We start from the raw sequence: 24155 nt of genomic DNA, 5'->3' as shown, positions 1-24155 counted from the left end.
AAAACGAAACGCGGTCGTTCAGCCAACTGGACCAAATGGTTCACAGGAAGAACAGCCGTGCGATGGCATCGCGTGCCACCAGGAACCCGGCGATGCCGAGAATCCAGCCCGTCAGGCCGGCGCCCTTCTCCGCGAACCACGCGCTGATCCGGGTCAGCAGCGGCTCGATCTTGCTCTGGAGAGCCAGCCGCGCGGCGAGCAGCACGACCGCCGGCACGATCATGACCAGGCAGTATCCGGCGAGCAGCAGCCCGATCTGGGGCGCCGGGAGGTCGGCGGCGCTCATCATCCCGATCGCGCCGAGGTACGGCAGCATCGTCGCGAGCTCGACCACACCCGCGAGCACCGCGATGCCCGCCAGCGCTCCCGCCGAGCCGGTGGCGTTGATCCGCTCCTGCCACTTCCCCGTGCCCGGCTTCTTCTTGCCGTCGAACCGGAAGCTGATCACGAACAGGAACACGCCGATCACCAGCTGGACCCACAACGCGATCTTGCTGTCGAGGTGGTCGATCACCCGCGAGGCGCCGAGCACGATCAGCACACCGGCCCCGAAGTAGAAGACGGTGATCGTGCCGAGGTAGACGCCGAACCTGCCGAGCTTCAGCCGTCCCGGCGTGAGCATGAGCCAGATCGGGATGAACAACGTCCCGATGCTCGTCGAGTCGAGCAGCGCCAGCCCGGCCAGCGCCGCCACCAGTCCCAGCGTCATCCGTTCCCCCAATTTTTTAGCACGCTCGTAATATTACAGGCCGCGCAACCGAGGCGGCGACCAGGCGTCAAGATCGGCATGAGACGTTGGGTGCAGGCGACCGGGGCCGTGGTGGTGGCCGTCGCGGGGGTGGTGGTCTGGCAGGTGTCGACCACGGAGTGGACGACGGTGATCACCGCGATCCACCCCGACGGCACCGTGGAGTGGGTCGAGGGCGAGGCGCGGCACACGGAGGACAACAACTCCTACGTCTTCAAGACCTCCGAGAAGCCGCACGTGGCGAAGCTCGCCGACGACGCGGTGATCCGCACGGCGTTCGGCTGCGCGTCCCCGCCGACGCAAGGGCTCGACCTGGCGTGGAACGGGCTCGGCGCGGTCGAGTGCAGCCGGGAGGAGTTCCTGGCGATGCGGTACCCGCCGTACGCGCCGTGCCTGACCTTCAACTGGCGCGGGGAGATCACCGAGATCGCCGGCCGCTACCACCCGTGAATCGGAAAAGAACGCGCGTTCCGGGCAGTCGCCGTGCCACGGTCGCCGCATGGAAGCAGAGTTGGACGAGGTGGCCCGTGCGAACGACTTCTCCGGCGTGGTCCGGGTGGAGGAGGACGGGCAGGTCTTCGAGAAGGCGTACGGGCTCGCTCATCGCGGCTACGGCATCCCCAACACGGTCGACACCAGGTTCGCGATCGCCAGCGGCGGCAAGGGTTTCACCGCGCTGGCCGTGGTGAGCCTGATCGAGGACGGCACGCTCGGCTACGACACGAAGGTGCGCGAGTTCCTCGGCGAGGACCTCAAGCTCATCGACGACGAGGTCACGGTCGGGCAGTTGCTGGCCCACCGGTCCGGCATCGGTGACTACCTCGACGAGGAGGTCATCACCGACTTCAACGACTACGTCCTGCCGGTGCCCGTGCAGAACCTGCGCGACATCGAGCAGTACGTGCCGATCCTCGACGGGTATCCGCAGAAGTTCCCGCCCGGTACGCAGTTCGGCTACAACAACGGCGGCTACATCGTGCTGTCGCTGATCGCGGAACGGGCGAGTGGTGTGCCGTACCACGACCTCGTGCTGCAGCGCGTCTGCGAGCCGGCGGGGTTGACGGACACCGACTTCCTGCGGTCGGACTCGCTCGGCGCGCGCACCGCCATCGGCTATCTGCTGATCGACGGCGAGTGGCGCACCAACGTGTTCAACCTGCCGATCCGGGGCGGTGGCGATGGCGGCATCTTCACGACCGCCGCCGACGTCAGCGCGTTGTGGAAGGCGTTCTTCGCCGGCCGGATCGTGTCGCCCGAGTGGGTCGCCGAGATGGTCAAGCCGCACAGCGAGATCCCCGAGGACAAGCTCCGCTACGGCCTCGGCTTCTGGCTGCACGGGTCGAGGAACCAGGTGCAGCTGGTCGGGCAGGACGCCGGGGTGTCGTTCAAGACCGTGCACGAACCGGAGTCGGGCGTGACTCGCACGGTGCTGGGGAACACCGCGGACGGTGTGTGGCTGGTCGCGCGGTTCCTCAACACGCGAGGCTGATCCGGTATCCATGTCCGCATGGATCTCACGGCGGTTCCGCTGGTGTCGTTGCGGGTGTTCCAGGAGGTGGCCGAGCGCGGGACGCTGAGCTCGGCCGCGTCGGCGCTGGGCTACACGCAGTCCGCGGTGTCCCGGCAGATCGCCGCGCTCGAACGGGTCGTGCGCGCGCCGTTGCTCGACCGTCAGCGTGATGGCGTCCAACTGACCGGCACGGGCCACGTGCTGCTGCGGCACGCCGGTCTGGTTCTTGCGCAACTGGACGCGGCCAGCCGGGAGTTGTCCGGACTCCCGGCCACCGCGGGGACCGTGCGGCTCGGCTGGTTCGCGGGTGCGGGTGGCACTCTCGTCCCGTCGGCGTTGGCCGCGTTGAGGCGCAGCCATCCGGCGTTGACCGTCACCACGCGCGAGGGCACCACCACGTCACTGGTGCGCGCACTGCGAGCCAGGACCGTTGATCTCGCTGTGCTCGCCTCTCCGTCGCCGCTGGACGACGAGACGCCCGCGCTGCGGGTCAAGGTCCTGGACGAACGAGAGCTGCAGCTGGCCGTGCCGTCCACGCACCCGTTGGCGCACAGGGATTTCGTCGACGTCGACGATCTGCGCGGGTGGGCGTGGATCGCCTCGCCACCGCCCGGCCTCGGTGTGTGGCCGGGCGTGGACGAACGACAGGTCGTCGCACACATGGCCCGTGACTGGATGGCGAAGCTTCAGCTCGTGGCGTCCGGTGCGGGCATCACGACGTTGCCGGAGTCTCTCGCAGCGTCTGTTCCTCAAGGCGTGCAAGTACTTCGGGTGCGTGGCGGTTCACGAGAGAGGCTCCGCGTCGTCGTGGCGTGGCTGAATCTCTCCGAACCGGCGTCCGTGGTGGTGGACGCCCTCGTCAGTGGTACTCACCCGTGAGCATCGCCGTCGCCAGCTCCACGCGTGACCGGTAGCCGGTGCGTTGGAAGAGCCGGGTCAGCTTGGCCTCGATGCTCTTCTCCGTGGACCTGAGCACACCGGCCAGCTCGCGGTTCGTCAGCCCTTCCGCGACCAGGCACGCGAGCAGCCGTTCCTGCTCGGCCGTCGTCGCCGCTCGTCCGGGCACCGCCACGCCGTGCTCACGCATGATGTGACGCAGCAAAGCCCTGGGCAGCAACGCGTCCATGATGCCGAACAGCTCGTAGGCCTCGCGCAACGTCCGTGCGTCACCGAGCCCGTGCGTCGCCAACGCGGTCAACGTCAGCGCGATCTCGTGCGGGTGGTCGCGTTCGCTGACGATCCTGCGCACCTCGGCTGCGGCCCGCTTGTCGTGCCACGTCACCGCGCGGGCGAGCAGGTGGTTGCGGTGGGCGCGGCCGGTGTCCATGGTCTCGGCGATGTCGGCGAGCCGTTCGACGCGGAACTCGGCGTCCTCGCGGTCGCCGTCCTCCAGCGACAGCACGGCCAGCCGCATCTCCAGCTCGTCGGTGCCGATCACGATCGCGTACTGAGCAGCGAACGCGAGGCCGCGCTGCAGGGCCCGGCGGCTCTTGTCCCGAGCGCCCAGCACGAGTTCGAGATCGGACTCCGGGGCGTCCAGCAGGTGCGGAAGGATGTTCTGGCCTGCGCGCGCGTCGGCGATGACCTCGCGCGCACGGGTGAGCTTCGCGCGTGTGATGAGCATGGTGGCGAGGTCGTGTGCCAAGGCCGTGTGTGCCGCGACCTGGCCGAGCGTCGAGCCGGTGACCAATGCCTTGCGGGCGTTGCCGAGCGCGTCGTCCCAGCGTCCGTCCGCCGCCTGGATCAACGCGAGATCGGCGGCTTCGAGCTGCCGGCCGACGAGCATCCGTTCGGCGCGCTTCATCTCCCCCGCCAGCATCAGGCAGCGCGCCATCGCCGCCTGGAGCGCGGGCTGGTGCCGATCCACCGCGTAGAGCGGGCACAGACCGGGATCGCTGGCCACACGTTCGAAGTCGGCCATCCGTCCGGACATCAACGCCGCGCTCATGCCGAACAGCTCGCCGAACGTCACCGTGGCCGCGTTGCCGAGGCGCCACATGCCACGCGTACTCGCCAGCAACGTCGCCGCCTCGTCCCATCGGTCCGTGTAGCACATGGCGACCGCACGGCCGATGAACCGCGCGGCCGTGCCACCGGGAAGCGAACGCCAGCTGCTGTCGGCGACCTTGCGCAGTGCGGCCCGGTCCCCCGCCGCGCACATGCCCACGAGTCGGATGAGGTGCAGCTCCTGCATCTGGTCCGGGGTGAACTCGTCCGGCAGCTCCAGGGCCGCTTCGGCGCTGGCCATCGCGGTCACGAAGTCGTTGTGGGACGCACAGGCGACGGAGTGCATGAACAACGCTTCCGCCTGCTGAGTCGGGCTCGTGGCGCGATCGGCGGCGGCGCGCAGCCAGCGCCGTGCTGCCGGGTCGCGCCGGACCGCGGCCTTGCCCGCGGCGAGCAGCTGCGCGCAGGCCTTCTCCGCGTCGGCGAACCCACCCGCGTCGATCAGCCGGTCCGGGAGGTAGCCCGGGTTCGCGCAGAACGCCCGGCCCTCCCAGATCGCGCTCACCGCACGCCATCCGAGGTCGTGGCGCTCGTACGGGCCGAGGACAGCCGCGAGCGCATGGGCGAGCACGGGCGCACGGAACCGGTAGCCGTCGTCGTGCCGTACGAGCACGCCTTCCGCTTCGAGCTCGGGCAGCGCGCGGGTGTCGCCGAGGAGCTCTTCGGCGGCCGGGCCGAGCGGGTGCAGGACCGCCATGGCCTTGGCGGTCTGCCAGGCGTCCTCGCCGAGCAGCCGGATCCGTTCGACGGCGGGGTGCCGGTGGCCGGTGCCGCGTGGTTCGTCGACGAGGTAGGCGGTGCGGTCGATGATCCGCAACGCACCGCCGCGCAGGTAGCTGTCGACGGCGAGGTCGGCCAGGCCGGGAACGCCGCGGCTGTCCTTGTGCAGCCTGCGGGCGAGCTCCGGATCCGCCGAGACGTTGAGCAGGCCGGTGAACATGAGGCTGACCTCGGCCCGGTTCAACGGCGTGAGGGGAACGATCTCGGTGAGCGCGTTCGACTTCAGCGCATCGGCGAGATCGGTGTGTTCGAGGCGCACGGGCGTGCGGTAGCTACCGACGACACAGGTTGCCAGTTGGGGCAACGCGTCGAGGAGCGCGCGCAGCACGTCGTGGTTGAGGCGGTGCAGGTCGTCGAGGAACAGCACCGGCGGCCGTGACCACCGTGCGAGCTCCTCGCGCACACGGGCGACCACAGCCTGGGGGCGGTTGCGGTCGGCGCGCAGCAGTGGCACGTCTGCTGTGCGCACACGCTGATGTTCGAGCGTGTCCCGGACCTCGTTGAGGAGCGCCGTGCGGCCGATGCCCGCGGGTCCGGTGACGAGCACCAGCCGCGTGGTCCCCGACAACAACGGCCACACGACGCTCGTGTGTGCGTCATCTCGCGCGATCAGGTTGGAGGTAGGGGTGTCCGTGTGGTCGAGCGTTCCCGTCATCCGGTAGCTCCTCGATCATCGAGCCTGCCTGCCAGGCTCGCGGCGGCCAGTTCCACGCGCGACCGGACGCCGGTGCGCAGGAACAGGCGGGTGAGGTGGTGCTCGACGGCCTTCTCGGAGGTCTCGAGCTCGGTGGCGATCTGACGGTTCGTCTGGCCCGCGCGGACCAGTTCGACGATGCGCAGTTCGGTGCCGGTGAGCTCGCCCGGGTTCGCCCTGGTGCGCGGCGCGGTGACACCGAACTTGCGCATCAGCGCGGAAACCCTGGCGGGCAACAGGAACGACGAACCGCCTTCCCTGGCGATGGAGTGCAGCTCGCGCACGATCTGGCGCGGGTCGTCGGCGAACTGGGCGAGGATGTGGCACGCCCACAACAGGTCCGGGCGGTGGCTCCGACGACGCACCAGGTCCGCGCCGCGTACCGCCTCGGCCGGGTCGTTGTGGAGCAGTCCCTTGGCCAGCAACAGGACCTGGAGCGTGCAGCGGCAGTCGCCCCACCGGTGCAGCTCGGTGATCTCGGTCATCACCGAGCGCGCGATGTCGAGGTCGTTGTTCCTCATCGCGATCTGCAGTGCTTGCAGCATCAACCGGCTGGTGCCCGTCCGCACGCCCGCGTGCTTGACGCGCTGGAGCGTGCGCCAGGCGAGGTTGACCGCGGCCTGGGAGTCGCCGGCGCGGTGCAGCAGGCCGCATTCGACCATTGCGCGCGTGGGGGCGTACCTCGTCGCGTGGCTGACCTTGGCGAGCCACGCGAAGGCCTGCCGGTGCTCGCCGCGTGCGGAATGCATTGCGGCGGCGAGGATGCGGCCGTGGTGGTGGGCGGGCATCGGTCGTTTCGTGAGCTCTAGTTGACGCACGGTCTGCAGTGCGGACGTGAAGTCTGCTTTGGCGTAGTCGCGGACCATGCGTTGGTAGAGCTTCAACGGGCCGTGGTCCGGAGTGCGGTAGCCCTGGCCCAGGACGAGTTCCAGGACCGTCGCGACGTCTCCGGCCGTGCTCGCTTCGATGATGTCGTCGAGGCGTTCCCGCGCTTGCTCGTCGCGGACGAACCTCAGTGCCGTGCGGCAGGCCTGCACGTCCGAGCGCAACGCGTGGTAGATCGCATTCAGCTCGGCGTTGGTGATGACCACTTCGTCGTCGTGCGTGGTCATCGGCAGAGGCGTCCAGTCGGGCGGTCCGCCGAGCCACCACCGTGCGAGCGCCACGGCCGGGCCACCCTTGGTGTGGGGCTCTTCGCCGTTGAGCAGCAACAGCATCGACACGGCGTCGGTGTTCGCGTCCTCGGTGACGCACTCGTCGAGAACGGTGCGCATCAGCTCGTCCTGGCCCGTGGCGACGAGCACGGCGAGCGCTCGGTAGTACAAGCGTCCGCACGGACGGTCCTGCGCGGCGGTCATCCGGACCGCGGCGGTGAGCCAGCGCCCGGCCCGTTCCGGGTCGGTGGCCTGGATCTCGACGGCGCGGTCGGCGAGCCAGCGGGCCTTGTGCGGCGCGTCAGGCAGGTCCGGGCCGGCCAGCGCGACGAGGTCCGGGTCGGCGGTGTCCGCGGCGAGGGCGACGTGCATGCGGCGCACCTCGTCCGCGCCGCTCTGGTCGATGATCGCGTTCGCGAGCGCCGGGCAGAGGACCTTGAGGTCCTTGGTGAGCACGCCGCGGTCGACGAGGTCGTCCAGCGCGCGGCCGCAGGCGTCCAGGTTCTCCTTGAGCAGCTTGAGGTCGGTGACCTCGATGCCCTGGCGCACGACGCACAGCAGCGCGACCTTGTGGGCGAGCCCTTGGACGTGCTCCATCAGCGAGTGGTGCTTCGGCAGGCTGATCCGGTCGCCCGCGAGGAAGAGCCGGTCGCCGACCCACGTCAGGTTGAGCTCGTTGAGGGTCGCGAGGACCGTGCCGGGGTTGCCGTAGAGCGGCCCGAGGGCGTTCCGGAGAGCTTCGACCACGCTGTGGTCGAGCGGGTCGCGGCTGGTGATCAGCTCGGTGACGATGTCGGCTGACAACGTTGACACGTCGATGACGAGGTCCGCGGCCTCGGCCAGCTCCGCGTGGTCACGGCAGACGGCGACGACGAGGCAGCCGGGCATGCGCATGGCGGTCGACGTGAGGACCGGGTCGTCGAGCTGGTCGGCGTCGTCGATCAGCACGACCGCGCGGGATCTGGGGCGGTGGCTGACGACGGTCACGCCCTCGGCGCGCCACATCAGGGCGGCCTGGCGCAGCAGTTCGGAGCGTCCGCTCCCCGGCTCACCGCGCACCACCGCGAGTCGTCCACGTGAGGCCGAGGCCTCGAACGCGGCGCGCAGTGCGGCAATCTCCCCATGGCGTCCGCGCAGCTGTTCCTGCACGTGACGACTCCCCTCGCTTGGACGGGATCCGGCGGGCCCCTGCCACCCGCCGGATCCCGGAGGTGGCCGTGCCCGGACTGGGCGGCGGCGAAGCTGGACCGGGACGGCCACTGCAACGAGATTAGGTGAGAGCGCGACCGTCGCGAATGGACGCGGGGAAACCCCTCAGATGGCCCGCATGACATCTGTCATGGGTTTCTGGTGTGTCCCGGCACTGCCCTTTCGGGGTGTTTCCCGAGATCGTGGGCTTGTGACAGCGATCTCGGTGCGGGGGCTAACACGCCGGTACAGCGGAGGTTTCGAAGCTGTACGGGGCGTCTCATTTGATGTGGAGCGGGGCGAAATGTTCGCTTTGCTCGGTACGAACGGTGCGGGAAAGACGTCGACGGTCGAAGTTGTGGAAGGGCTCTCACGTCCTGCGTCGGGAACTGTGTCGGTGCTGGGGCACGATCCGTTTCAGGAGCGCGCTCTCGTTCGGCCACGAGTTGGCGTGATGCTGCAGGAAGGCGGCTTTCCTCCCGACTTGACTGTGACCGAGGCCACAAAGATGTGGGCGGGGACGTTGACTTCACCGCGCCCGGTCGAGGAAGCGTTATCTCTTGTTGACCTGGCACATCGGGCTTCCGTGCGGGTGAAGCAGCTGTCCGGCGGTGAACGCCGGCGGCTCGACCTGGCGCTGGCGTTGCTGGGGCGGCCGGAGGTGCTGTTCCTGGACGAGCCGACGACCGGGCTCGATCCGGAGTCGCGCCGCAACACGTGGGAGCTGATTCGCGCGCTGCTGCGCGAGGGCGTGACCGTGTTGTTGACGACGCACTACCTGGAGGAGGCGCAGGCGCTGGCCGATCGGCTGGCGATCATGCACCGAGGCCGGATCGTCGTGCAGGGAACGGTTTCCGAGGTGGTGGACGCGTATCCGTCTCGCATTTCGTTCGTGCCGCCGGGCGGTGTCCCGCTGCCGTTCGTGACTGATGTGGACGGTGCCGGGCGAGTCACCGTGACGACCAACAATCTGCAGGAGACCTTGCACGAGCTTCTTGCGTGGGCTCATGTCAACTCGGTGGAACTGTCCGGTTTGGACGCCCGGTCGGCGTCACTGGAAGAGGCGTTCCTGGCGATCGCGCAGGAGGCGGCATGAGGGCCGTGGCGGTGGGACAGGCCGAGCTGAAGCTGTTCTGGCGCAACCGCACCGCGCTGTTCAACTCGATCGTGATGCCGTTGCTGATCACACCGGCGTTGCTGGCCGCGGACGCCGACGGGGTGCCGTTGGTAATTGGTCTAGTCGGGTTCGTTCTGCTGATGGCGGTCTACTACAACCTCGTCACCACGTTCGTCGCGCGGCGGGAAGAGCTTGTTCTGAAACGTCTTCGCGTGGGTGAGCTGACGGATCCGGAGATCCTGCTCGGCGCGTCGCTGCCGTCCGTTGTGGTCGCTCTGGGGCAGATGGCGTTGTTCACGGTGGTCGTCGGGGTCACGACCGGCATCTCCCCGCCGTCCCGGCCTTGGTTCCTGCTGCTGGGCGTCATCGGTGGCGTGGTCGTGTTCATGCTGCTCGCCGCCGCCTCGTCCGCGTACACCCGCACGGTCGAGATGGCGCAGGTGACGTCGTTGCCCGTGCTGGTGGCCTGCCTGCTGGGTTCCGGGGTGTTCTTCCCGCTGTCGGTCGTGCCTGCCGAGGTGGCGTCCGTGCTGCGGCTGCTGCCTCTGTCCCCGGTGCTCGAACTGCTGCGGGCGGGCTGGGACGGTGGGCCCGTGGTGCAGCCGGTGATCGTCCTGGCGGTGTGGACCGGCGCCGGGATCTACGCTGTACGGCGCTGGTTCCGCTGGGACCCTCGGAGGTGAGCTTGCTCGGCTGGTGGCGGTCCCGTGGCAACGCGGCGCGGTTCGACTTCTACGTCCGCGTCACGTTCTACGTGAGCTACGCGGTGCTGCCACCGTTGCTGATCATGGGCATGGCCGGCGAGGTGAGCGTTGCCGCCGTCGTCGCGATCTCGGCGGCGACGCTGGTCCACGCGGTGCTGAGCGTGCGACTGGTCCACCTCGGCATCGAGCACCACCTCGGCAAAGCGCCCCACCCGCGCCGGCTACTGGTGATCCTCGTGGCGTACACCGTCGCCGTGCTGGCCGTGGCCGAGCTCGCCTTCCCGACCCCGGCCGCAGGCAAGCCCGACGGCCCGGCCGCCGACATCGCGGTGATGTTCCTGGTGCTGACGATCACCACCCTGTCCGCCGTGCTCCGGCCACGCCCTCTGGTCCTGGCCGCCGTGGCCGGTGGCCTCTTCATCATGCTCACCGCCGAGCCGACCCGCGGCGTGTTCACCACGATCATGCTGCTGGTCCTGGCCTTCGGTTTCCGCACCACGCTGTGGATGGTGGGCCTGGTCTGGGAGCTCGACCGCTCCCGCGAGGTCCGCGCCAGCCTCGCCGTGGCCGAGGAGCGCCTGCGCTTCTCCCGCGACCTGCACGACGTGGTGGGCCGCAACCTCTCCGTCGTGGCACTGAAAGCCGATCTGGCCGCGCAACTGGCCCGTCGCGGCCGCTCGGAGGCCATCGACGAGATGCTGGAAGTCCGCCGGATCGCCCACGACTCGCTGGACGAGCTCCGCGCCGTGGTGAGCGGCTATCGGACCGCTGATCTTTCGGTGGAACTGGCCGGCGCGCGTTCCTTGCTCGCCTCCGCGGGCATCGACTGCCGCGTGATCGGCGAGGTCGGCGTCTCCGGCGAGCCCGCGGGCGCGCTGGGCTGGGCCGTGCGCGAGGGCGTCACCAACGTCCTGCGCCACAGCTCGGCCAGCTCGTGCACGATCACGTTGCGCGGCAACGTTCTCACCATGTCCAACGACGGCGCTTCTGGCTCTTCATTCCGCTTCGGCAGCGGCCTCACCGGCCTGCGCGAACGCATCTCGGCCCTGGGCGGCTCGGTGACCGCGGCGTCGGAAGCTCCCAACCGTTTCGTGCTCACCGTGGAGCTCCCGTGATCCGCATCCTGCTGGCCGACGACGAACACCTGATCCGCGGCGCCATGGCCGCGTTGCTGTCCTTGGAGGACGACCTCGAAGTGGTCGCCCAAGCCGCCACCGGCGCCGAAGCCCTGGCCACCGCCCGCGTGGTCCGCCCCGACGTGGCCGTGATCGACCTGCAGATGCCCGACCTGGACGGCGTCTCCGTGGCCCAAGCTCTCTCCGCCGAACTTCCTTCGTGCGCAACGATGATCGTCACGAGCCACGGCCGTCCAGGCCATCTCAAACGCGCTCTGGCCGCCGGCGTCCGCGGCTTCCTGCCCAAGACCGTCTCGTCCGACGTGCTCGCCACCGTCGTCCGCACGGTTTTCAACGGCGGTCGCTACGTCGACCCCGCTCTCGCCGCCGAAGCCATCAGCGCAGGCGACAACCCTTTGACCCCACGCGAAGCCGACGTCCTCGAACTAGCCCTGGAAGGCGCCCCGGTAGACGAAATCGCCCGCCGCGCGTCCCTGTCCCCCGGCACGGTCCGCAACTACTTGTCTTCCGCGGTGGGCAAAACCGGCGCCTCCAACCGCCACGAAGCGGCCCGCTTCGCCCGTGCCCGAGGCTGGATCTAACTGTCCCACCACTCCAGCACCCTGATGCCGTAGAAGGTCAGCCACTTGGACGGCTCCCCTGCCTCCACATCGGTCTCGAACCACACCTCGCCAGGATGCCTGCCGGCCTGCAACCACGTCCCGTCGTCCTGCCTGGCCCGCCTGATCATCTCGATCGCCTCGGCCATCCGCGGGTCTTTTCTGTTGGATTCCCTGAAGTAGTCAGCCGCGTTCAGCACGCTGTACCCCCACCGGAACGGCGACCTGAACTCGCTCACCCACTCCGCCACCGGCTCGTTCGTCGACAGCCGCTTGTACAGCTTCCTTTCGAGCAGGTATTCCTCGCCCGCAGCTCTCGTGTTCTTCTTCCCAGTAGCCCGCTCGTGAATCAGCAGCCCTTTGAGCGCGTTGAGCGTCGAGTGAAACGACGACCTGGTCGATCCCTCAACCCACTCGCAATTCCACCCGCCGTCCGCGAGTTGATGCTCCGCGAACCAGTCCGCGATCCCCTGGACGTCCGCCCCGAGCCACACCCCGTTGGCCAGCGTCCACGAGTTGATGCAGACATCGACCTCACCACCCCAATAGGGCAGTCCCTCGTACTCCCACCGGCAGTTCGCCTCAAGCAGCTCGACCGTCTCCCTCCCGGTCAGCACCTCAGCGTCGAGCCCCCACTCCCGCAACGAGTTCAGCGACCACGTGGTAGCCGTCCACGGCTGCCCCGCCCCCGTCCCGTCAAACCCTCGCGGAAAGAACGCCCCACCGCCCCACATGCCATCCGCCCCTTGCCGGGCAAGCAGCCGCGCCCCAAAGCCTTCACCGGCCACCCGCCCGCGCGTGGCCTCCCAAACCTCAGCCGGCTGGTGCGTGATGTCCCGCTCAACCTGCCACCGCAAGGCCGGATCCGAGTCGAGCAACCACCTCGTCAGCTCACTCATCGCCCGACTCTAACCCGGTCACCTGCCCGATCCGGCGGCCTGCCACCTGGACGGAACGCTCTCCTGGCCCGCACAGCCCTGACCATCGCCAGCGCCCGGCGTGAACCTGACCCGGGCAGTGATCGAACTGAACGACATACGTCCGCCCCGGTGGCTGGCACCACCTGATCACCTACACCACCACCGACACCGCAGCCGTAGAGCTCGAGCTCTCCCGCTCCTAGCCCACCATCTCTGACCAGCCAAAACCACGACGGATCACCCCGATTTTGGCCCACGTCGACGATCATGTAATCTATGCACACGTCACGGCGCGAGCCGAGGCAGAACTAAATACGTCCGGGTGGCGGAATGGCAGACGCGCTAGCTTGAGGTGCTAGTCCCCGAAAGGGGGTGGGGGTTCAAGTCCCCCCTCGGACACTGGCTTTATCCCTACCAACGGGCCGGATGCTCGCATCGAGCATCCGGCCCGTTGCGTTGTAGACGATTTCTACGTTCAGCGCTTCATACAATCTTTGCAGCTCGTCGGGGTCGGCCTGCCTGATTACCTTCTTCACGTCGCCGAGCGAATCAATCATGGCGTGGATCTCTGCGGCACTTCGCCCGACGCGTTTCGGAACCCCGCTCAGCTCGGCTTGAGCCGCCGCGCGCTTCTCCTGCGCCTCGTTCATTGCCTCGACCAGAGCGGACGGATCGATCCCGGCCGCGATCGCGTCCTGGAAACGGCGCAACTTCGCTTCCGCATCGGCGAGACGTTGCCTCGCGGCGGCGTGGTTGGGCGTTCCGATCTCTTCGTTGTCCTGTGATGCCAGCAGCGCCGAGACGGTGCTGTCGACGTTCAGCGGATCGAAGAGCCGATCAATCCACTTGTTGAACAACTCCATCGCCGCAGCTTCCGGCAGGTACACGTTTGTCGGGTGGCCCTTCAACGCGGGTGAGCCTGGGACCATCGTCCGAAGTGCACAGCGATAGTAGGTCCGTGGGCCGCGCGGCGTGCCCTCCATCCGACGAGTGCAATAGCCACACTTCACACGTCCCCGGAGCGGATACACCCGCTTGGTCCGCTTCGGTCCACGCACCAGCTTCTTTCCGGCTGAGAATCCACCTGCCGCGCGCGACCGACGAAGTAACTGCGCTTGAACGAAGTCCTCGACCTCGACCACGTGTGGATGGGCCTTCTTGCGAGAACGGACCACGCGATCAGGAGCAGCCTTGCGGAACCGAACAACGTGACCGGCGCCGACGTCCTCGGGGTCGAGCAACATCTCTTGACGCGTCCACCGCCCGAAGAACGCAAAGCCTGTGTAGCGCGGGTTCTCCAGAATGGCTCGGACTGTGCCGCCCTGCCATCCATCGGCGAGCCGATGCCGGTTCTGGTCCGGCCGCCGAGCCGATGGGCACGGAATGGCGTCCCTGTTGAGGCCGTTCGCGATTGCCCGGTCTCCCATCTCGCCGGTCAGGTACTCGGCGAAGATCCGCCGCACGACCTCCGCGCTCGGGTCGTCGATCGCCAGGACGCGCAACCGGTAGCCCTCTGCCGCCTTCCTCGGGTTCGGATGCGGTCCAGCGTCAACAACCGTGTACCCGTACGGTGCGCGTCCGCCCTGATGCCGTCCCTCGTTCACGACCTGGGCATCCATGGCAGCCCGAACGCGGGCCTGCACGTGCTGACGCTCCGACTCGCTCATGCCGCCGAGGACGCTCATCAGCATCTTGTGGGACGGATTCCGCGAGTCGTACTTGCCGCCGAGTTCCGGCACCCACAGATCCACACCGTAGGCGGCGAACTTCGGGGCTATCAACGAGAACTGGTTCCCGAACCAGCATCGCGTGCCTTCGCCGACCACAACCGCGTTCCAAATCCGGTTCTTGTCCTTCAGCGCGGCCAGAAGGCGGGACGCTTCCGGTCGTCGCTCCCAAGGCACGGAGCGCGACTGTCCGACGTCGAAGTACTGCTCGACGATCTCGCCGCCCAGCGGGTCGACGAACTTGTGGGCGTTGCCGTACTGCCAGCCTCGCGACGTCTCCGGATCTTGGTTGTCCTCGGTCGAACACCGACCGAGGAACGCGAGTGGTCCGATCCCATCGCCGAGCGTTTCCCTGACCTCAACGCCGAGCAGGTTGTCGAACATCGCCCATGGGTCGTAACTGATTTCAACAGTCATCTGCCCTCCCTTCCCGAGGCCCGTCCAGCGCCTCGACCTCAGTGACTCTGATCAGTACTTCTAGCAGTATGCGACTTAACTCCCTGGTGAGGACAGGTAGTTCAGCAGGTGGGTTGAACTTGAGTTCGCCGCGCGGCGGCTCGTCGGCGATCACGATCCCGTCCCGCCCGCACCGCTCGACGTGCCGATTTCATCATCGGACGCGATGCGCTCGACCGCCGCGCGCAGGTCGGCTGTCAGGTAGCCGCGTACACGCCGGGTGCCATCGTCGGTTGGGACGTACTGGCGTGTCGGCCGACAACCCAGCTCGCCCATGTCGACGCCGAGCGCGGTTACCTCGACGTCGAGCGCCTCGGCGAGTTCAGCGGTCGGCACGAACTCCCGCGTGTTCACGTCGTCGCCGAGGTAGTCGACGACCGACGCGAGCGGCTCGGGTAGCTCGACCTCGGCCAGACTCGTCACGATGCCGGTTCCGATTGCCTTCACCGCCGCCGAGCGGTCGAGCATCGGCGGGACGTCCTGGCCTGCTGCGTGTCCGCTCAGCGTCCCTTCTGCCTCACGCAGGGCACGGCCGCGCTCGCAGATCTCCCGCCAGTCCTCGTTCGGCATGTAGTAGGTCCGCACCGTCAGCGCCAGCACATCGGCACCTGCTTGGGTCTCGCCGTCCGGTCGCAGGATGCCAACGCCCCGATGCGATGGGAGTAGGCGGCTGCTGTCGTACCCGCGCGTGTTCATCTGCTCGCCAAGGATGATGTTGCTGTCGCGGAAGTCCATGACGCGCAAGGCAAAGCGCGAGCCGAGCACAGCACGCAGCTTGGTCGGGATGGTCTTGCTGTCCGGCCGCTGCGTGGCCAGAACGAGGACGATGCCTGCGGCCGGGGCCTTCTTAGCGAGCCACGTCAGCAGCTCGCCGACGTACTCCCCTGCCGTGAGCTTCTTCCCTTGCACCTCAACAGGAGTGCGGTCCTCCAGCGCGATGTGGACCTCATCCACGATCAGTGCCGTGATCGGCATCCCCACCGACTGATCACGTGACATGTCCGGCGTCACCTTCGACTCGGGACATGTCACGTCGTCGAGGTCCTGCATCCGCCGATAGCGGCTCTGGACGTCGGCAACCAGCTCGACGAGCCAGTCCAGGAACGCGAGCACGTCCTCGGCACCGTCGCCCGCCATGAACCGGTGGGCCACCTTCTCAGCGGCCTTCCAGTCCTTGCCGTTCTTGAAGTCGGCGACGTAGAGCCGAACGTGCGGGTCCAAGATCAAGCCCGCGGCCGCCAGTCGTTCGGCCATCGTCTTGCCCTGACGGGGAAGCGCGCCGATCAGAAGCGACGTCCACACCAGCGGCAGCGTGATCCGCCTACCGCGCGCATCCGTGCCGAACGGCACCGGCCGCCACGCGTCCCACCGCTCGACCGCAAGCAACGGCGTCCGAATCGGCGGCTTGGCGTACGGATCCTCATCGGCAACCCACATCGCGACGCGCCCGGCATGCCCGCCGTTGCCGCGCACCCGCTCGACACTGAGCTGGATCTCATCGACCGCCAGAGCCGACGCCAGGTCCTCCCGGTGCTTCACGACGTCGGCCGCCTTGCGGGTGGCAGGGAGATCGACGGTGACTGCCCATCCCCCGCCCTGGTGCTTCGCTCGCTCGACGAGCCGCAGGCTCTCGTCCTTGCCGATCAGCTTCGCGTCCCGGAAGGCGTCCACCAGGATCTGCGGGTCCATCGTCCACGCGAGCGAGCGTGGTCCGGCGAGAGCAGCCTTTCGACCGGGGTTCCCGTCCTTCTGCCTGCCGAGGATCGCCAACGCCGCCGAGCCGACGACGCCGGCGATCCACAACACCCGATGCCCGTAGAGGAGATCGAGGATCGCAAGGGAGACAACGGAAACCGCGAACACGACGCCGGTGACCTTCCACCGGAACAACGTCAGTCCACGGATCTCTGCGAACTTGTCCGCCAACTTCTCCGACTGCTCCGCAGCTTCGCGGTAGTCATGCACCCGCACCCATCGCCGCCATCCGCGCACGGCGGCTACCAGACCGCGAACAGTGGATCGGAGGAAGTGCCACGGCGAGCGCGCCACCCACACGAACCCATCCTTCGCCGCGTACCCGAGGGCCTGCCTCGACTTCAACGCCGCCGGAACGAAGCGCGAACGCTGCCACCACCCGACGACCCGATGAGACGGTGGCGGCTGAATCGCGTCGGCCTGGTCGTCAACGAGTTCGCCGTCGAACACCGGCCCCGCCGGAACAATCTCGGCGTTCACGACTGCACCTCGGCGTTCAGCGTCGAAGCCAGCCTCGACGACAGGCCACGTGAGCACTCCGTCACTTCACGCACCCATGCGGGCGTGACCGTCACATCCGGCGTTCGAGCCGCCTTGGCAATCGCGAGGTAGTCGGCGAACGACGTCCTCGGATTCCCGCGCTTCGATGCTTTCCGCTGAGGACTCGGCGAAACCTGCGGTACCGCCTGCACGGCCGTGAACGCGGCAACCGCCGAGCCGAGCTTGTCTCGAAGATCCGTCACCGCCTCGGCGGCGACGAACACGACGAGCGGCGGAACCGAGTGCAGCACCACCAGCGCGGCCGATCCGGCGGCGTACGCGCTCCACGTGTTCATGACGTACGTAGCACCGAGCGTGAACCACTTCGCCGCCCGCACCCAACCACCCATGTGGATGCCGTGCCGGGCCGTGACCTGCTCGGCTCGAAGGATCGCCAGGAGCACCAACGACACCATCGGGTCGAGCAACCACGCCGCGCACCAGGCGAGCGACCACACCGGAGAGCCAGCCGCCGCGAACTGCTGAACGTTGGTCATCGTGAACGCCAGCCCGAGCAGGATGCCGGTCCAGCACAACCGATCGACCTGTACCGCTACGCGCTCGATCGGCTCGCTCATCGCCGTTCACCGCCTCGGCGATGCGGCTCGTACGTCGTCACGGTCAACGCCTTGGTCAGCGTGTACGACGCGAACAGCGCAGGCACGGCGAGCACCGCAACGAGCAACCAGCCGCTACCTCGTTGGGTGATCACGATCCACTGCGCCACGACGATCAGCGCAGCGTTGAACACCACCCGCCCGGCGAGCGAGGCAAACCGTGCTCCCGTGCGTGCCGCGTTCGCCGCCGCTTTGGCGCGACGTGACGCCGTCCGCCAGACGAGCACCAGCACCAGGAGCACGCCGACGCCCGCCATGACCTGAGTCGGGGTGAGAGTGAGAGCGTTCATGAACGCGGCCCCCTCTCGAAGCGCTCACCGCGTCGGAGCCAGTGCGGGTACAGCTCTCGCCGGTCGTCATCGGTGAGAGCACCCCACACGCCGCTGGTGTCCTCACCAGCTGTGCGCAGTTCGAGTTCCAGGCACTCGTCTTGCACCGGGCACCCGGCGCACGTGCGCTGAGCCAGTTCACGATCGGTCAGCTCGTCACCAGCGTCCGGCGGCTCGTTCGTGAACGCCCACATGCACAGCCCGTCGCGCTCGACCACCTCGGCGAGCTGGTCGGTCGGCACCCAACGCAGGCGGTCGAGCAGCCACGCGATGCCGATCAGTCGGTCGTCAGTCACGGAGCACCCCCGGACCGGCGTTGGCGAGCAGCGGGAGAAGCGCGCTCACGGGAATGACGGTCTGGCCTCGTCGCTGCTCGGCGTGCAGCTTGCCGAGCCGGATGGCGCGGCAGACCTCGGACCGGTCGACGCCGAGCAGCCACGCAGTCTCGCGGATGGTGTGAGCGGAGGAAGACAGAGAAGTACGCATGAGGAATAGCCTTTCTACTGGAAATGATGATTTCAGTTTGATTCGTGCTGATATCAGTTGTCGCGAAGACATGCGACGCCGCGAACGGCGCGTGAAACGCCGTGTCACACCGCAGTGCGCGAAACAGTGACTAATGTCTGCGCCGAGGCGGAGCGCGGAGGAAATACGTGTCGGAGGATTGGGCGGCAGTCGCCAAGGCGATCAACCAGCGAGTGGACGAGCTGGGATTGCGACAGAAGGAACTCGCCGAGCGGTCACATGTGTCGCTCGCGATCGTCCGCGAGGTTCAGCACAACCTCGTGGAACGCCGGCGGAGCCCTCGAACCCTCGAATCCCTTTCCACAGCACTGGGTTGGCACCCACAGCACCTGGACGCCGTGCTGCGCGGCCGCAAGCCTCCCGAGGTCGGCGACCCGGTTGTGGACCTCGCCGACACGCTGTGGTCGCGAATGGACCGTGTCGAAGAGCGGCTCGAAGACATCACTGAGCGGCTCGACGGTCTCAAATCCGACGTTGCTTCGGTAATGAGCCAGCTCGCGGAACTCGCGAAGCATGTCCGCGGCCGCCGGTAGTTCGTTGTTTGTCCTGGTGGAGCTGCTGTTTTCCATGGCTCTAATTCCACTGCGAAAACGCACCGGAGCCCATGCAAGGCCACTACACAACCACGACAAGTTCCCTACATATCGCGCTTCGGGGGTAGCGACGAGATGACGTTGCCGAGCGGTTGGACCGGCGCCGACGCGTGCGCCTTGCAGGACGCGCTACGGCTCAGCCAGGAGGGGTTCGCCGATCTCCTCGGCGTTCACTGGCGCACGGTGGGCAACTGGCACAAGAAGCCCAGCTCACGACCCAAGCCAGAGCTACAACAGGCCTTGGACACAACGCTCGATCGAGCGTCCGACGATGTGAAGGCGCGCTTCGCAGAGGCTCGCGCGGGCGTGTCGCCCGCCGCGACGTCACCTGTGCTGAGCAGCGCGGCGGCAGACGCAGAGCAACGGCTCGCCGCCGATCCGAACGTCGTTGCTGCCCTCGACTGGCTCGACGGCCGTGCGGCTCGCGAACCAGGAGCCGCGCGCCGCGCCGTGGCGTTGCGTCTCTCTCAGATCGACGTGAACGCCTTGCGGGACAGGGGAAGCCGTCGCGGGCGCGTCGATCAGTGCACCGTCGCTCAAGCTCTCGCGAGCTACTACGGCAGCCGCTCCGACGGGTACGGCCGATACGCCGCACGGTTCGGCGACGTCGAGGCGGACACCAGCATCTTCACGCGCGGGGACTGGCTTGATCTCGCCTGCCCGATGGTCGCTGCCCACGATCGGCTGTCGCTCGAACGTACGGCCGGAGAGGCGCCGCTCACCCTCGACGAGGAGGCTTTCGACCAGGCCGTTCAGCGACTCGCCGAGTCGCTCTCGCTCGGCGTCCGGTTCATGAACATGCCGCTCTACCGCTTGCTGAGCGTCGACATGGGACCGGAGTCGATCGGCGGCTCTGTCGGACTCACGTCGTTCGTCGAGTACATCGTGACGATGGACCTCCTCGAAGGTGAGCTGGTCGACGCGCTGTCGGGCGACACACAGGCGAGTGCTCTCCCACTTCGTGACCGCTACCTGCCGAACCTCGACGCCGTCCTGGACGTGGGCGGGCGTCTGACCGCAGGCGGCACGCTCGCGCTGTGCGCGTTCGCGCGACCGGCCGACCCGTTCCGAGGTCCGGCGGACTACGTTCTCCTGGTGCAGGAGCGCTCAGGTCACGTCATCAACGCCGCGCGTCGGCTTGCCGTGATTCCGAAGGGCTTTCACCAGCCGCTGACGGACTTCCGGGCCGACGCACAGGTGGGCGCGACGATGCGCCGCGAGATGGAAGAGGAGCTGTTCGGCCGCCACGACATCGACAACACGGTGGGCGACCAGCGCAGCGCCGATCCGATGCACCCGAGCCGCCTTTCCGAGCCGATGCGCTGGCTCCTCGGCGAGCCGGGCCGTCTGAGGATGGAGTCCACCGGATTCGGGCTGAACCTCGTAAGCGGGAACTTCGAGTTCCCGCTCCTGATCGTCGTCGATGACGAGGAGTTCTGGCAGCGCTACGGCGGGCAGATCGAGGCCAACTGGGAGACGGCGAACCTTCGCCAGTACTCCAGTGCCGATGCCGAGCTCGTCGAGGAGCTCGCGGCCGACACGGCGTGGAGCAACGAGGGCCTATTCGCGCTCCTGCAAGGACTTCGCCGACTCAAGGAGATCGGCGGAGACCGCGTGAACGTGCCAACGATCGAATGGGAGATACGGTGACCGCGAGCTGGAGCCACGGCAACGCAGCGGAGGACGGAAGCGCCACGCGCGGCTGGCTAGTCGGGCACTTCATCGACCCGTCCGAGGGCGTGCGGTCGTCGAAGGACGTCGAGGTGAAGTGGTTCAATCACCCCGCTGGTGACAAGCGAGTCGAGTGGACCTCGGACGACCAGCGCACGACGCTTGTTCTGTTGGTACAAGGGCACTTCCGCGTTGACCTGACCGAGGGCAGCGCAACGATGACGCGCCAAGGCGACTACGTGATGTGGGGTCCCGGCATCGACCACTCGTGGGAGTCCATTGAGGACTCGGTAGTCATGACGGTCCGCTGGCCGTCCCAGACGTGATCAGTCGCTGAGCCGCCACTTGACCGGCGGCAGGCTGACGCGGTCGCCGCCGATCTCGCTCAGCCGACGCAGGCCCTGGAGCAACGCGAACAGTCCCTCGTTGCTCCAGGCCTCTTGCGAGATCAACTCGCTCACCAGGTCGCCGTCGAGACTGGAATACAGCCGCAGCCCGCTTGCTTCCCAGTTGGCCTCGACCTGTCCACCGAAGCGGTGCCAGAACTCCTCGTCCTCGATCACGACGAGGCTCGCGAACTCGTAGTTTCCGCTGACCAGGTTCAGCCCGAATCCTGTGCACTCCATCCGCAACCGCCCCGGTGCCCCGGTCAGCCACTTCATCGGCTCCGATCGTCGGCTCGGATGCATCGGTGCCGCAGAGCGCGCCTCACCCGCCGTCGCATCGACGTCGTGACGGCCGAACAGCTCCTCTTCCAGCTCTCGCCGGAGCGTCGCGCCCACCGCCGCCTCGGCTCGCACATCGGTCAGCGGCTGATGGAAACCCTTCGGGATTACCGCGAGCCGCCCAGCGGCGTTCAGCACCTGGCCGGAACGCTCCTGCACCAGCAGAGCGTAGTCTGCCGAACCGCGGACTTGATCATGCGGCCTCGCGATCGCACACAAAGCCAGAACGCCACCGGCACACACGCGCCCGGACATGTCGTGCACCGCGTCAAGGCTCGGCAATCGCTTGTCCCGCAAGGGAGTTCGCCGGGCAATACTTCCGGCACCGACCGCATCGATCAGTTCTCGTTCGAGGAGATCGGCCGTCAGCGCGTACTCGACGAACGGCACGATGCCTACACGCCCCCGCACTCGCCCTGGACCGACGTCAACGCTTCGTAGGCGATACAGCGGCAGGTTGGCGAACCGCACGCCGAGCGCGACCGACTCTGTCAGCCGCGACAGGGCCGCCGATGCCTCGACCTCGTCCAGCGCCCGGTGACCGCCGGTGTCCTCGGCGAGCGTCAGCTCACCACGGGCACCGCCGAGCGGACAGGCCAGGTCGAGCCATTCCGCACGGCTAACAACGCTGGTCAAGATCTCAGCGTCCGCACAGATCGCCCGGTAGATGCCCTGGTCGCCGTAGTACTCGACGAGCGCGCGGGCCAACGCCGTTCGCCCAACTCTCGCCCGCCGCGCTCCCCGATCCAGCAGCGCCCCCAGGTCGAGCACATCAAGCCTCGCGCGTACCTTCGAGCGGCTCGTTCCTGGCTCCCACTCTGCACGTTGGTCGAGCCAGTCGAGAGCAGCGGCCAACTCGACCGCGTCCCGTTCCGGCCGTTGCCGCCCAACGATCTCAGGTGGCTTCGGTGGCGACAGCAGGTCGTCGATCCCGACCTCGAAGATCCGTTCCAGCAGGCGGGCGGTCGCCGGCTGAACGGTTGGCCCCAGCGGGTCCCCAGAAGCCTTCCGACCAGCGATGAGCCGCTGAAGATGACGCTTGCCGATCGTCCCCGGCTCATTGTGCTCGCGCGCGAACACCTCGGCGAAGTCGATGAACTCCTGGAGAGTCTGACGCCGTTCCCGGATCTTCTGCTCCAGGACCGTCCGGAACGTCCGCACGCCGTCCCACCTCCCGTTTCACCCATGTCGCCTACATGTCGCCGCCAGGTCGTTCCGCTGACCAAGTGCTGATGAGACGTTGATTTCAGTTTGACATGGGTCGCTCACAAGCGGTCCCCCGAGCCGTCCGGCGGCGTGGACACCTCCTGTCCGCCTCAGCGCCGCCGGACACCTCGCAACGGAGGTCACCGTGAATACGCCCGACGAACGGCACCCAGCAGCCGAGGGTCTACTCGGTTCGGGCTACGTGGTTTCGATGGTGCGGCAGGACACCACGATCGAGGCGCACCTCGGCGACGACCTGATCTGCGTCACGCTGCCCGGCACTCCCTGCCAGGTGTTGATCGCCTTCCACCCGCAAGCCGCCGAGCGCTTCTCCGCAATGTTGAACGAGCAGCTCCGTGCGTTCGCCGACCGCCAGGATCAAGACCGATGACAGACGGACAGTTGTGCGTCTGCGGACTCGACACGGTCCTGGTGACCGTGCTCGCCGTGATCATCGCCGTCGTGTACGGCGAACTCGTCGCACGCCTCGCCGTGCGCCACGCCTCGCCTGATCAGCCCCGCCACCGCGCATCCGAGCGGGCGCCAGACGCGAGCGAGCCGCAATGACTGCCCTGACGATCTTCGTGAGCGTCTCGTGCGTTGCCGTCTGGACCTGCGTTCTCGGCGACATCTTCGGCTGGTGGAGAACCCCTCTTGCCTTGGCCCTGAAGCCGCCATCTCACCCGCACGCCCTCTACCGCTCGCCGTCAACGATCATCGGGGTTCAGATCATGGCAACGCCGGAAGACATCGCCGACGCGTGGCTCTCGCTGACCAACGAGGAACGCTCCGAACTGTTGGAGATGCGCAGAAAGAAGCAACTCGACGACCTCAACAGTCGGGCGCTGCCGACGGGCGAGTCACCGACGCCTTAGCTCACGGACAGATGACATCATGTCTGGATGCCTGCTTCTCGCCGTCCGCCAGCGTCGACACCAGCATCGGATGCTCCCCCACGACTGATGGTTCCGGCCGATCAACTTCACCAGGAGATCAATGATCGCCTGGATAAAGGCCAGGAGCTACTCAATACTCCAGTGAGGACTGATACCGACGTCAGTCAGCTTCGGGAGCTCTACGACACGTGGACAGAATTCAACAAGGCGCTCCTGCGCCGTTCCTTCGACATCCCTACCCCGTCCGAAGACTACGCGCGTTACATCGGCATTGCCTTTGGCGGCGCGTACTCACTGACGGAGGAGATAAAGGATCTACGCGACGACATTACAACGAGAATACGTCGGCTGCGTTCAATACAGGAGCAACTCTCACTATTCGAGTTGCATCCTGACGCAAAGTCGTCTGCGCCGCCGCCACCCGACCCTTCCGTGGTCGGCGACGACATCTTTATCGTTCATGGTCACGACGACGAACCCGGACTGCGTCGTGGTCGTGCTCGTCGTCGAACTGGTGTTGCTGGACGCGTTGCTGCTCGCGCCGACCTTCTGGCCCAC

Annotated in this window: 24 protein-coding genes and 1 tRNA gene; 14 read left to right on the top strand and 11 right to left on the bottom strand. The window is 67.5% G+C overall.

From position 1 onward, the window contains the following. Positions 1-40: 40 nt before the first annotated feature. Positions 41-709: a GAP family protein gene (locus ABZX92_RS25290; protein WP_355564037.1), complete on the bottom strand. Its 669-nt coding sequence runs from the start codon at positions 707-709 to the stop codon at positions 41-43. A gap of 78 nt (positions 710-787) precedes the next feature. Between ABZX92_RS25290 and ABZX92_RS25285 the strand changes: the two genes are divergently transcribed. The 3 genes from ABZX92_RS25285 to ABZX92_RS25275 are packed head-to-tail and all read left to right on the top strand — an operon-like array spanning position 788 to position 3137. Beyond that, a complete protein-coding gene (locus ABZX92_RS25285) occupies positions 788-1198 on the top strand; it encodes a hypothetical protein (protein ID WP_355564034.1) in 411 nt (136 codons plus the stop codon). Between the two features lie 49 nt (positions 1199-1247). Next, positions 1248-2237 (top strand): serine hydrolase domain-containing protein, encoded by a 990-nt coding sequence (locus ABZX92_RS25280; protein ID WP_355564031.1) that lies wholly within the window; start codon positions 1248-1250, stop codon positions 2235-2237. Positions 2238-2255: 18 nt separating this feature from the next. Then, positions 2256-3137 carry a LysR family transcriptional regulator gene (locus ABZX92_RS25275; protein ID WP_355564028.1) on the top strand — a complete coding sequence of 294 codons (882 nt, stop codon included), beginning with the start codon at positions 2256-2258 and terminating at the stop codon, positions 3135-3137. Here the strand turns inward: ABZX92_RS25275 and ABZX92_RS25270 are convergent. Next, a complete protein-coding gene (locus ABZX92_RS25270; protein ID WP_355564025.1) occupies positions 3118-5700 on the bottom strand; it encodes a hypothetical protein in 2583 nt (860 codons plus the stop codon). The genes ABZX92_RS25275 and ABZX92_RS25270 overlap by 20 nt on opposite strands. After that, positions 5697-8042: a LuxR C-terminal-related transcriptional regulator gene (locus ABZX92_RS25265; RefSeq protein WP_355564023.1), complete on the bottom strand. Its 2346-nt coding sequence runs from the start codon at positions 8040-8042 to the stop codon at positions 5697-5699. Before ABZX92_RS25265 ends, ABZX92_RS25270 begins: the two co-directional genes overlap by 4 nt. 169 nt (positions 8043-8211) lie before the next feature. Between ABZX92_RS25265 and ABZX92_RS25260 the strand changes: the two genes are divergently transcribed. From ABZX92_RS25260 to ABZX92_RS25245, 4 genes are read left to right on the top strand one after another with little or no spacing between them, the layout of a single operon-like run. Beyond that, on the top strand, positions 8212-9177 hold the full coding sequence (locus ABZX92_RS25260; protein WP_355564020.1) for an ABC transporter ATP-binding protein: 966 nt from the start codon (positions 8212-8214) through the stop codon (positions 9175-9177). Next, complete coding sequence (locus tag ABZX92_RS25255) at positions 9174-9881, top strand: ABC transporter permease (protein WP_355564017.1); 708 nt, start codon at positions 9174-9176, stop codon at positions 9879-9881. The genes ABZX92_RS25260 and ABZX92_RS25255 overlap by 4 nt, the downstream gene beginning before the upstream one ends. Continuing rightward, entirely contained in the window at positions 9878-11017 is a 1140-nt protein-coding gene (locus ABZX92_RS25250; RefSeq protein ID WP_355564014.1) for a histidine kinase, read from the top strand. Before ABZX92_RS25255 ends, ABZX92_RS25250 begins: the two co-directional genes overlap by 4 nt. Beyond that, positions 11014-11619, top strand: coding sequence for a response regulator transcription factor (locus ABZX92_RS25245; protein WP_355564012.1), 606 nt, complete (start codon positions 11014-11016; stop codon positions 11617-11619). Before ABZX92_RS25250 ends, ABZX92_RS25245 begins: the two co-directional genes overlap by 4 nt. Here the strand turns inward: ABZX92_RS25245 and ABZX92_RS25240 are convergent. Beyond that, the gene (locus ABZX92_RS25240; protein WP_355564009.1) at positions 11616-12536 is read right to left on the bottom strand and encodes a squalene cyclase; all 921 of its coding nucleotides are present in this window, start codon (positions 12534-12536) and stop codon (positions 11616-11618) included. The genes ABZX92_RS25245 and ABZX92_RS25240 overlap by 4 nt on opposite strands. 337 nt (positions 12537-12873) lie before the next feature. Here ABZX92_RS25240 and ABZX92_RS25235 point away from each other — a divergent pair. Then, positions 12874-12956, top strand: a tRNA-Leu gene (locus ABZX92_RS25235). Here ABZX92_RS25235 and ABZX92_RS25230 read toward each other — a convergent pair. The 6 genes from ABZX92_RS25230 to ABZX92_RS25205 form a co-directional block, all read right to left on the bottom strand. Continuing rightward, positions 12938-14701 carry a recombinase family protein gene (locus ABZX92_RS25230; protein WP_355564006.1) on the bottom strand — a complete coding sequence of 588 codons (1764 nt, stop codon included), beginning with the start codon at positions 14699-14701 and terminating at the stop codon, positions 12938-12940. The genes ABZX92_RS25235 and ABZX92_RS25230 overlap by 19 nt on opposite strands. Positions 14702-14851: 150 nt before the next feature. Further along, complete coding sequence (locus ABZX92_RS25225; RefSeq protein ID WP_355564003.1) at positions 14852-16975, bottom strand: FtsK/SpoIIIE domain-containing protein; 2124 nt, start codon at positions 16973-16975, stop codon at positions 14852-14854. After that, positions 16972-17613, bottom strand: a complete 642-nt coding sequence (locus ABZX92_RS25220; RefSeq protein WP_355564000.1) for a hypothetical protein — start codon at positions 17611-17613, stop codon at positions 16972-16974. Before ABZX92_RS25220 ends, ABZX92_RS25225 begins: the two co-directional genes overlap by 4 nt. Next, entirely contained in the window at positions 17610-17942 is a 333-nt protein-coding gene (locus tag ABZX92_RS25215) for a hypothetical protein (protein WP_355563997.1), read from the bottom strand. The genes ABZX92_RS25220 and ABZX92_RS25215 overlap by 4 nt, the downstream gene beginning before the upstream one ends. Then, positions 17939-18277 (bottom strand): WhiB family transcriptional regulator, encoded by a 339-nt coding sequence (locus ABZX92_RS25210; RefSeq protein ID WP_355563994.1) that lies wholly within the window; start codon positions 18275-18277, stop codon positions 17939-17941. Before ABZX92_RS25210 ends, ABZX92_RS25215 begins: the two co-directional genes overlap by 4 nt. After that, positions 18270-18467 carry a helix-turn-helix domain-containing protein gene (locus tag ABZX92_RS25205; protein WP_355563991.1) on the bottom strand — a complete coding sequence of 66 codons (198 nt, stop codon included), beginning with the start codon at positions 18465-18467 and terminating at the stop codon, positions 18270-18272. The genes ABZX92_RS25210 and ABZX92_RS25205 overlap by 8 nt, the downstream gene beginning before the upstream one ends. A gap of 212 nt (positions 18468-18679) precedes the next feature. Here ABZX92_RS25205 and ABZX92_RS25200 point away from each other — a divergent pair, with 212 nt between their 5' ends. The 3 genes from ABZX92_RS25200 (at position 18680) to ABZX92_RS25190 (ending at position 21096) form a co-directional block, all read left to right on the top strand. After that, the gene (locus ABZX92_RS25200; RefSeq protein WP_355563989.1) at positions 18680-19039 is read left to right on the top strand and encodes an XRE family transcriptional regulator; all 360 of its coding nucleotides are present in this window, start codon (positions 18680-18682) and stop codon (positions 19037-19039) included. Between the two features lie 135 nt (positions 19040-19174). After that, complete coding sequence (locus tag ABZX92_RS25195) at positions 19175-20749, top strand: transcriptional regulator (protein ID WP_355563986.1); 1575 nt, start codon at positions 19175-19177, stop codon at positions 20747-20749. After that, on the top strand, positions 20746-21096 hold the full coding sequence (locus ABZX92_RS25190; protein WP_355563985.1) for a signal peptidase I: 351 nt from the start codon (positions 20746-20748) through the stop codon (positions 21094-21096). The genes ABZX92_RS25195 and ABZX92_RS25190 overlap by 4 nt, the downstream gene beginning before the upstream one ends. Here ABZX92_RS25190 and ABZX92_RS25185 read toward each other — a convergent pair whose 3' ends face one another. Beyond that, positions 21097-22575: a transcriptional regulator gene (locus ABZX92_RS25185; protein ID WP_355563982.1), complete on the bottom strand. Its 1479-nt coding sequence runs from the start codon at positions 22573-22575 to the stop codon at positions 21097-21099. Between the two features lie 271 nt (positions 22576-22846). Between ABZX92_RS25185 and ABZX92_RS25180 the strand changes: the two genes are divergently transcribed. From ABZX92_RS25180 to ABZX92_RS25170, 3 genes are read left to right on the top strand one after another with little or no spacing between them, the layout of a single operon-like run. Beyond that, on the top strand, positions 22847-23092 hold the full coding sequence (locus ABZX92_RS25180) for a hypothetical protein (protein WP_355563979.1): 246 nt from the start codon (positions 22847-22849) through the stop codon (positions 23090-23092). Further along, positions 23089-23268 carry a hypothetical protein gene (locus tag ABZX92_RS25175; protein ID WP_355563977.1) on the top strand — a complete coding sequence of 60 codons (180 nt, stop codon included), beginning with the start codon at positions 23089-23091 and terminating at the stop codon, positions 23266-23268. Before ABZX92_RS25180 ends, ABZX92_RS25175 begins: the two co-directional genes overlap by 4 nt. After that, positions 23265-23576, top strand: coding sequence for a hypothetical protein (locus ABZX92_RS25170; RefSeq protein WP_355563974.1), 312 nt, complete (start codon positions 23265-23267; stop codon positions 23574-23576). Before ABZX92_RS25175 ends, ABZX92_RS25170 begins: the two co-directional genes overlap by 4 nt. Positions 23577-24155: the final 579 nt, after the last annotated feature.

The organism is Lentzea sp. NPDC006480 (genome assembly GCF_040611995.1).
Lineage (GTDB): Bacteria > Actinomycetota > Actinomycetes > Mycobacteriales > Pseudonocardiaceae > Lentzea.
This window is presented reverse-complemented; position numbering and strand designations above follow the sequence as displayed.

Coding starts and splice junctions, on each gene's coding strand:
- ABZX92_RS25290 (WP_355564037.1), bottom strand. CDS start 709: ATGACGCTGGGACTGGTGGCGGCGCTGGCCGGGCTGGCGCTGCTCGAC.
- ABZX92_RS25285 (WP_355564034.1), top strand. CDS start 788: ATGAGACGTTGGGTGCAGGCGACCGGGGCCGTGGTGGTGGCCGTCGCG.
- ABZX92_RS25280 (WP_355564031.1), top strand. CDS start 1,248: ATGGAAGCAGAGTTGGACGAGGTGGCCCGTGCGAACGACTTCTCCGGC.
- ABZX92_RS25275 (WP_355564028.1), top strand. CDS start 2,256: ATGGATCTCACGGCGGTTCCGCTGGTGTCGTTGCGGGTGTTCCAGGAG.
- ABZX92_RS25270 (WP_355564025.1), bottom strand. CDS start 5,700: ATGACGGGAACGCTCGACCACACGGACACCCCTACCTCCAACCTGATC.
- ABZX92_RS25260 (WP_355564020.1), top strand. CDS start 8,212: ATGGCCCGCATGACATCTGTCATGGGTTTCTGGTGTGTCCCGGCACTG.
- ABZX92_RS25255 (WP_355564017.1), top strand. CDS start 9,174: ATGAGGGCCGTGGCGGTGGGACAGGCCGAGCTGAAGCTGTTCTGGCGC.
- ABZX92_RS25240 (WP_355564009.1), bottom strand. CDS start 12,536: ATGAGTGAGCTGACGAGGTGGTTGCTCGACTCGGATCCGGCCTTGCGG.
- ABZX92_RS25230 (WP_355564006.1), bottom strand. CDS start 14,701: ATGACTGTTGAAATCAGTTACGACCCATGGGCGATGTTCGACAACCTG.
- ABZX92_RS25220 (WP_355564000.1), bottom strand. CDS start 17,613: ATGAGCGAGCCGATCGAGCGCGTAGCGGTACAGGTCGATCGGTTGTGC.
- ABZX92_RS25215 (WP_355563997.1), bottom strand. CDS start 17,942: ATGAACGCTCTCACTCTCACCCCGACTCAGGTCATGGCGGGCGTCGGC.
- ABZX92_RS25205 (WP_355563991.1), bottom strand. CDS start 18,467: ATGCGTACTTCTCTGTCTTCCTCCGCTCACACCATCCGCGAGACTGCG.
- ABZX92_RS25195 (WP_355563986.1), top strand. CDS start 19,175: ATGACGTTGCCGAGCGGTTGGACCGGCGCCGACGCGTGCGCCTTGCAG.
- ABZX92_RS25175 (WP_355563977.1), top strand. CDS start 23,089: ATGACAGACGGACAGTTGTGCGTCTGCGGACTCGACACGGTCCTGGTG.
- ABZX92_RS25170 (WP_355563974.1), top strand. CDS start 23,265: ATGACTGCCCTGACGATCTTCGTGAGCGTCTCGTGCGTTGCCGTCTGG.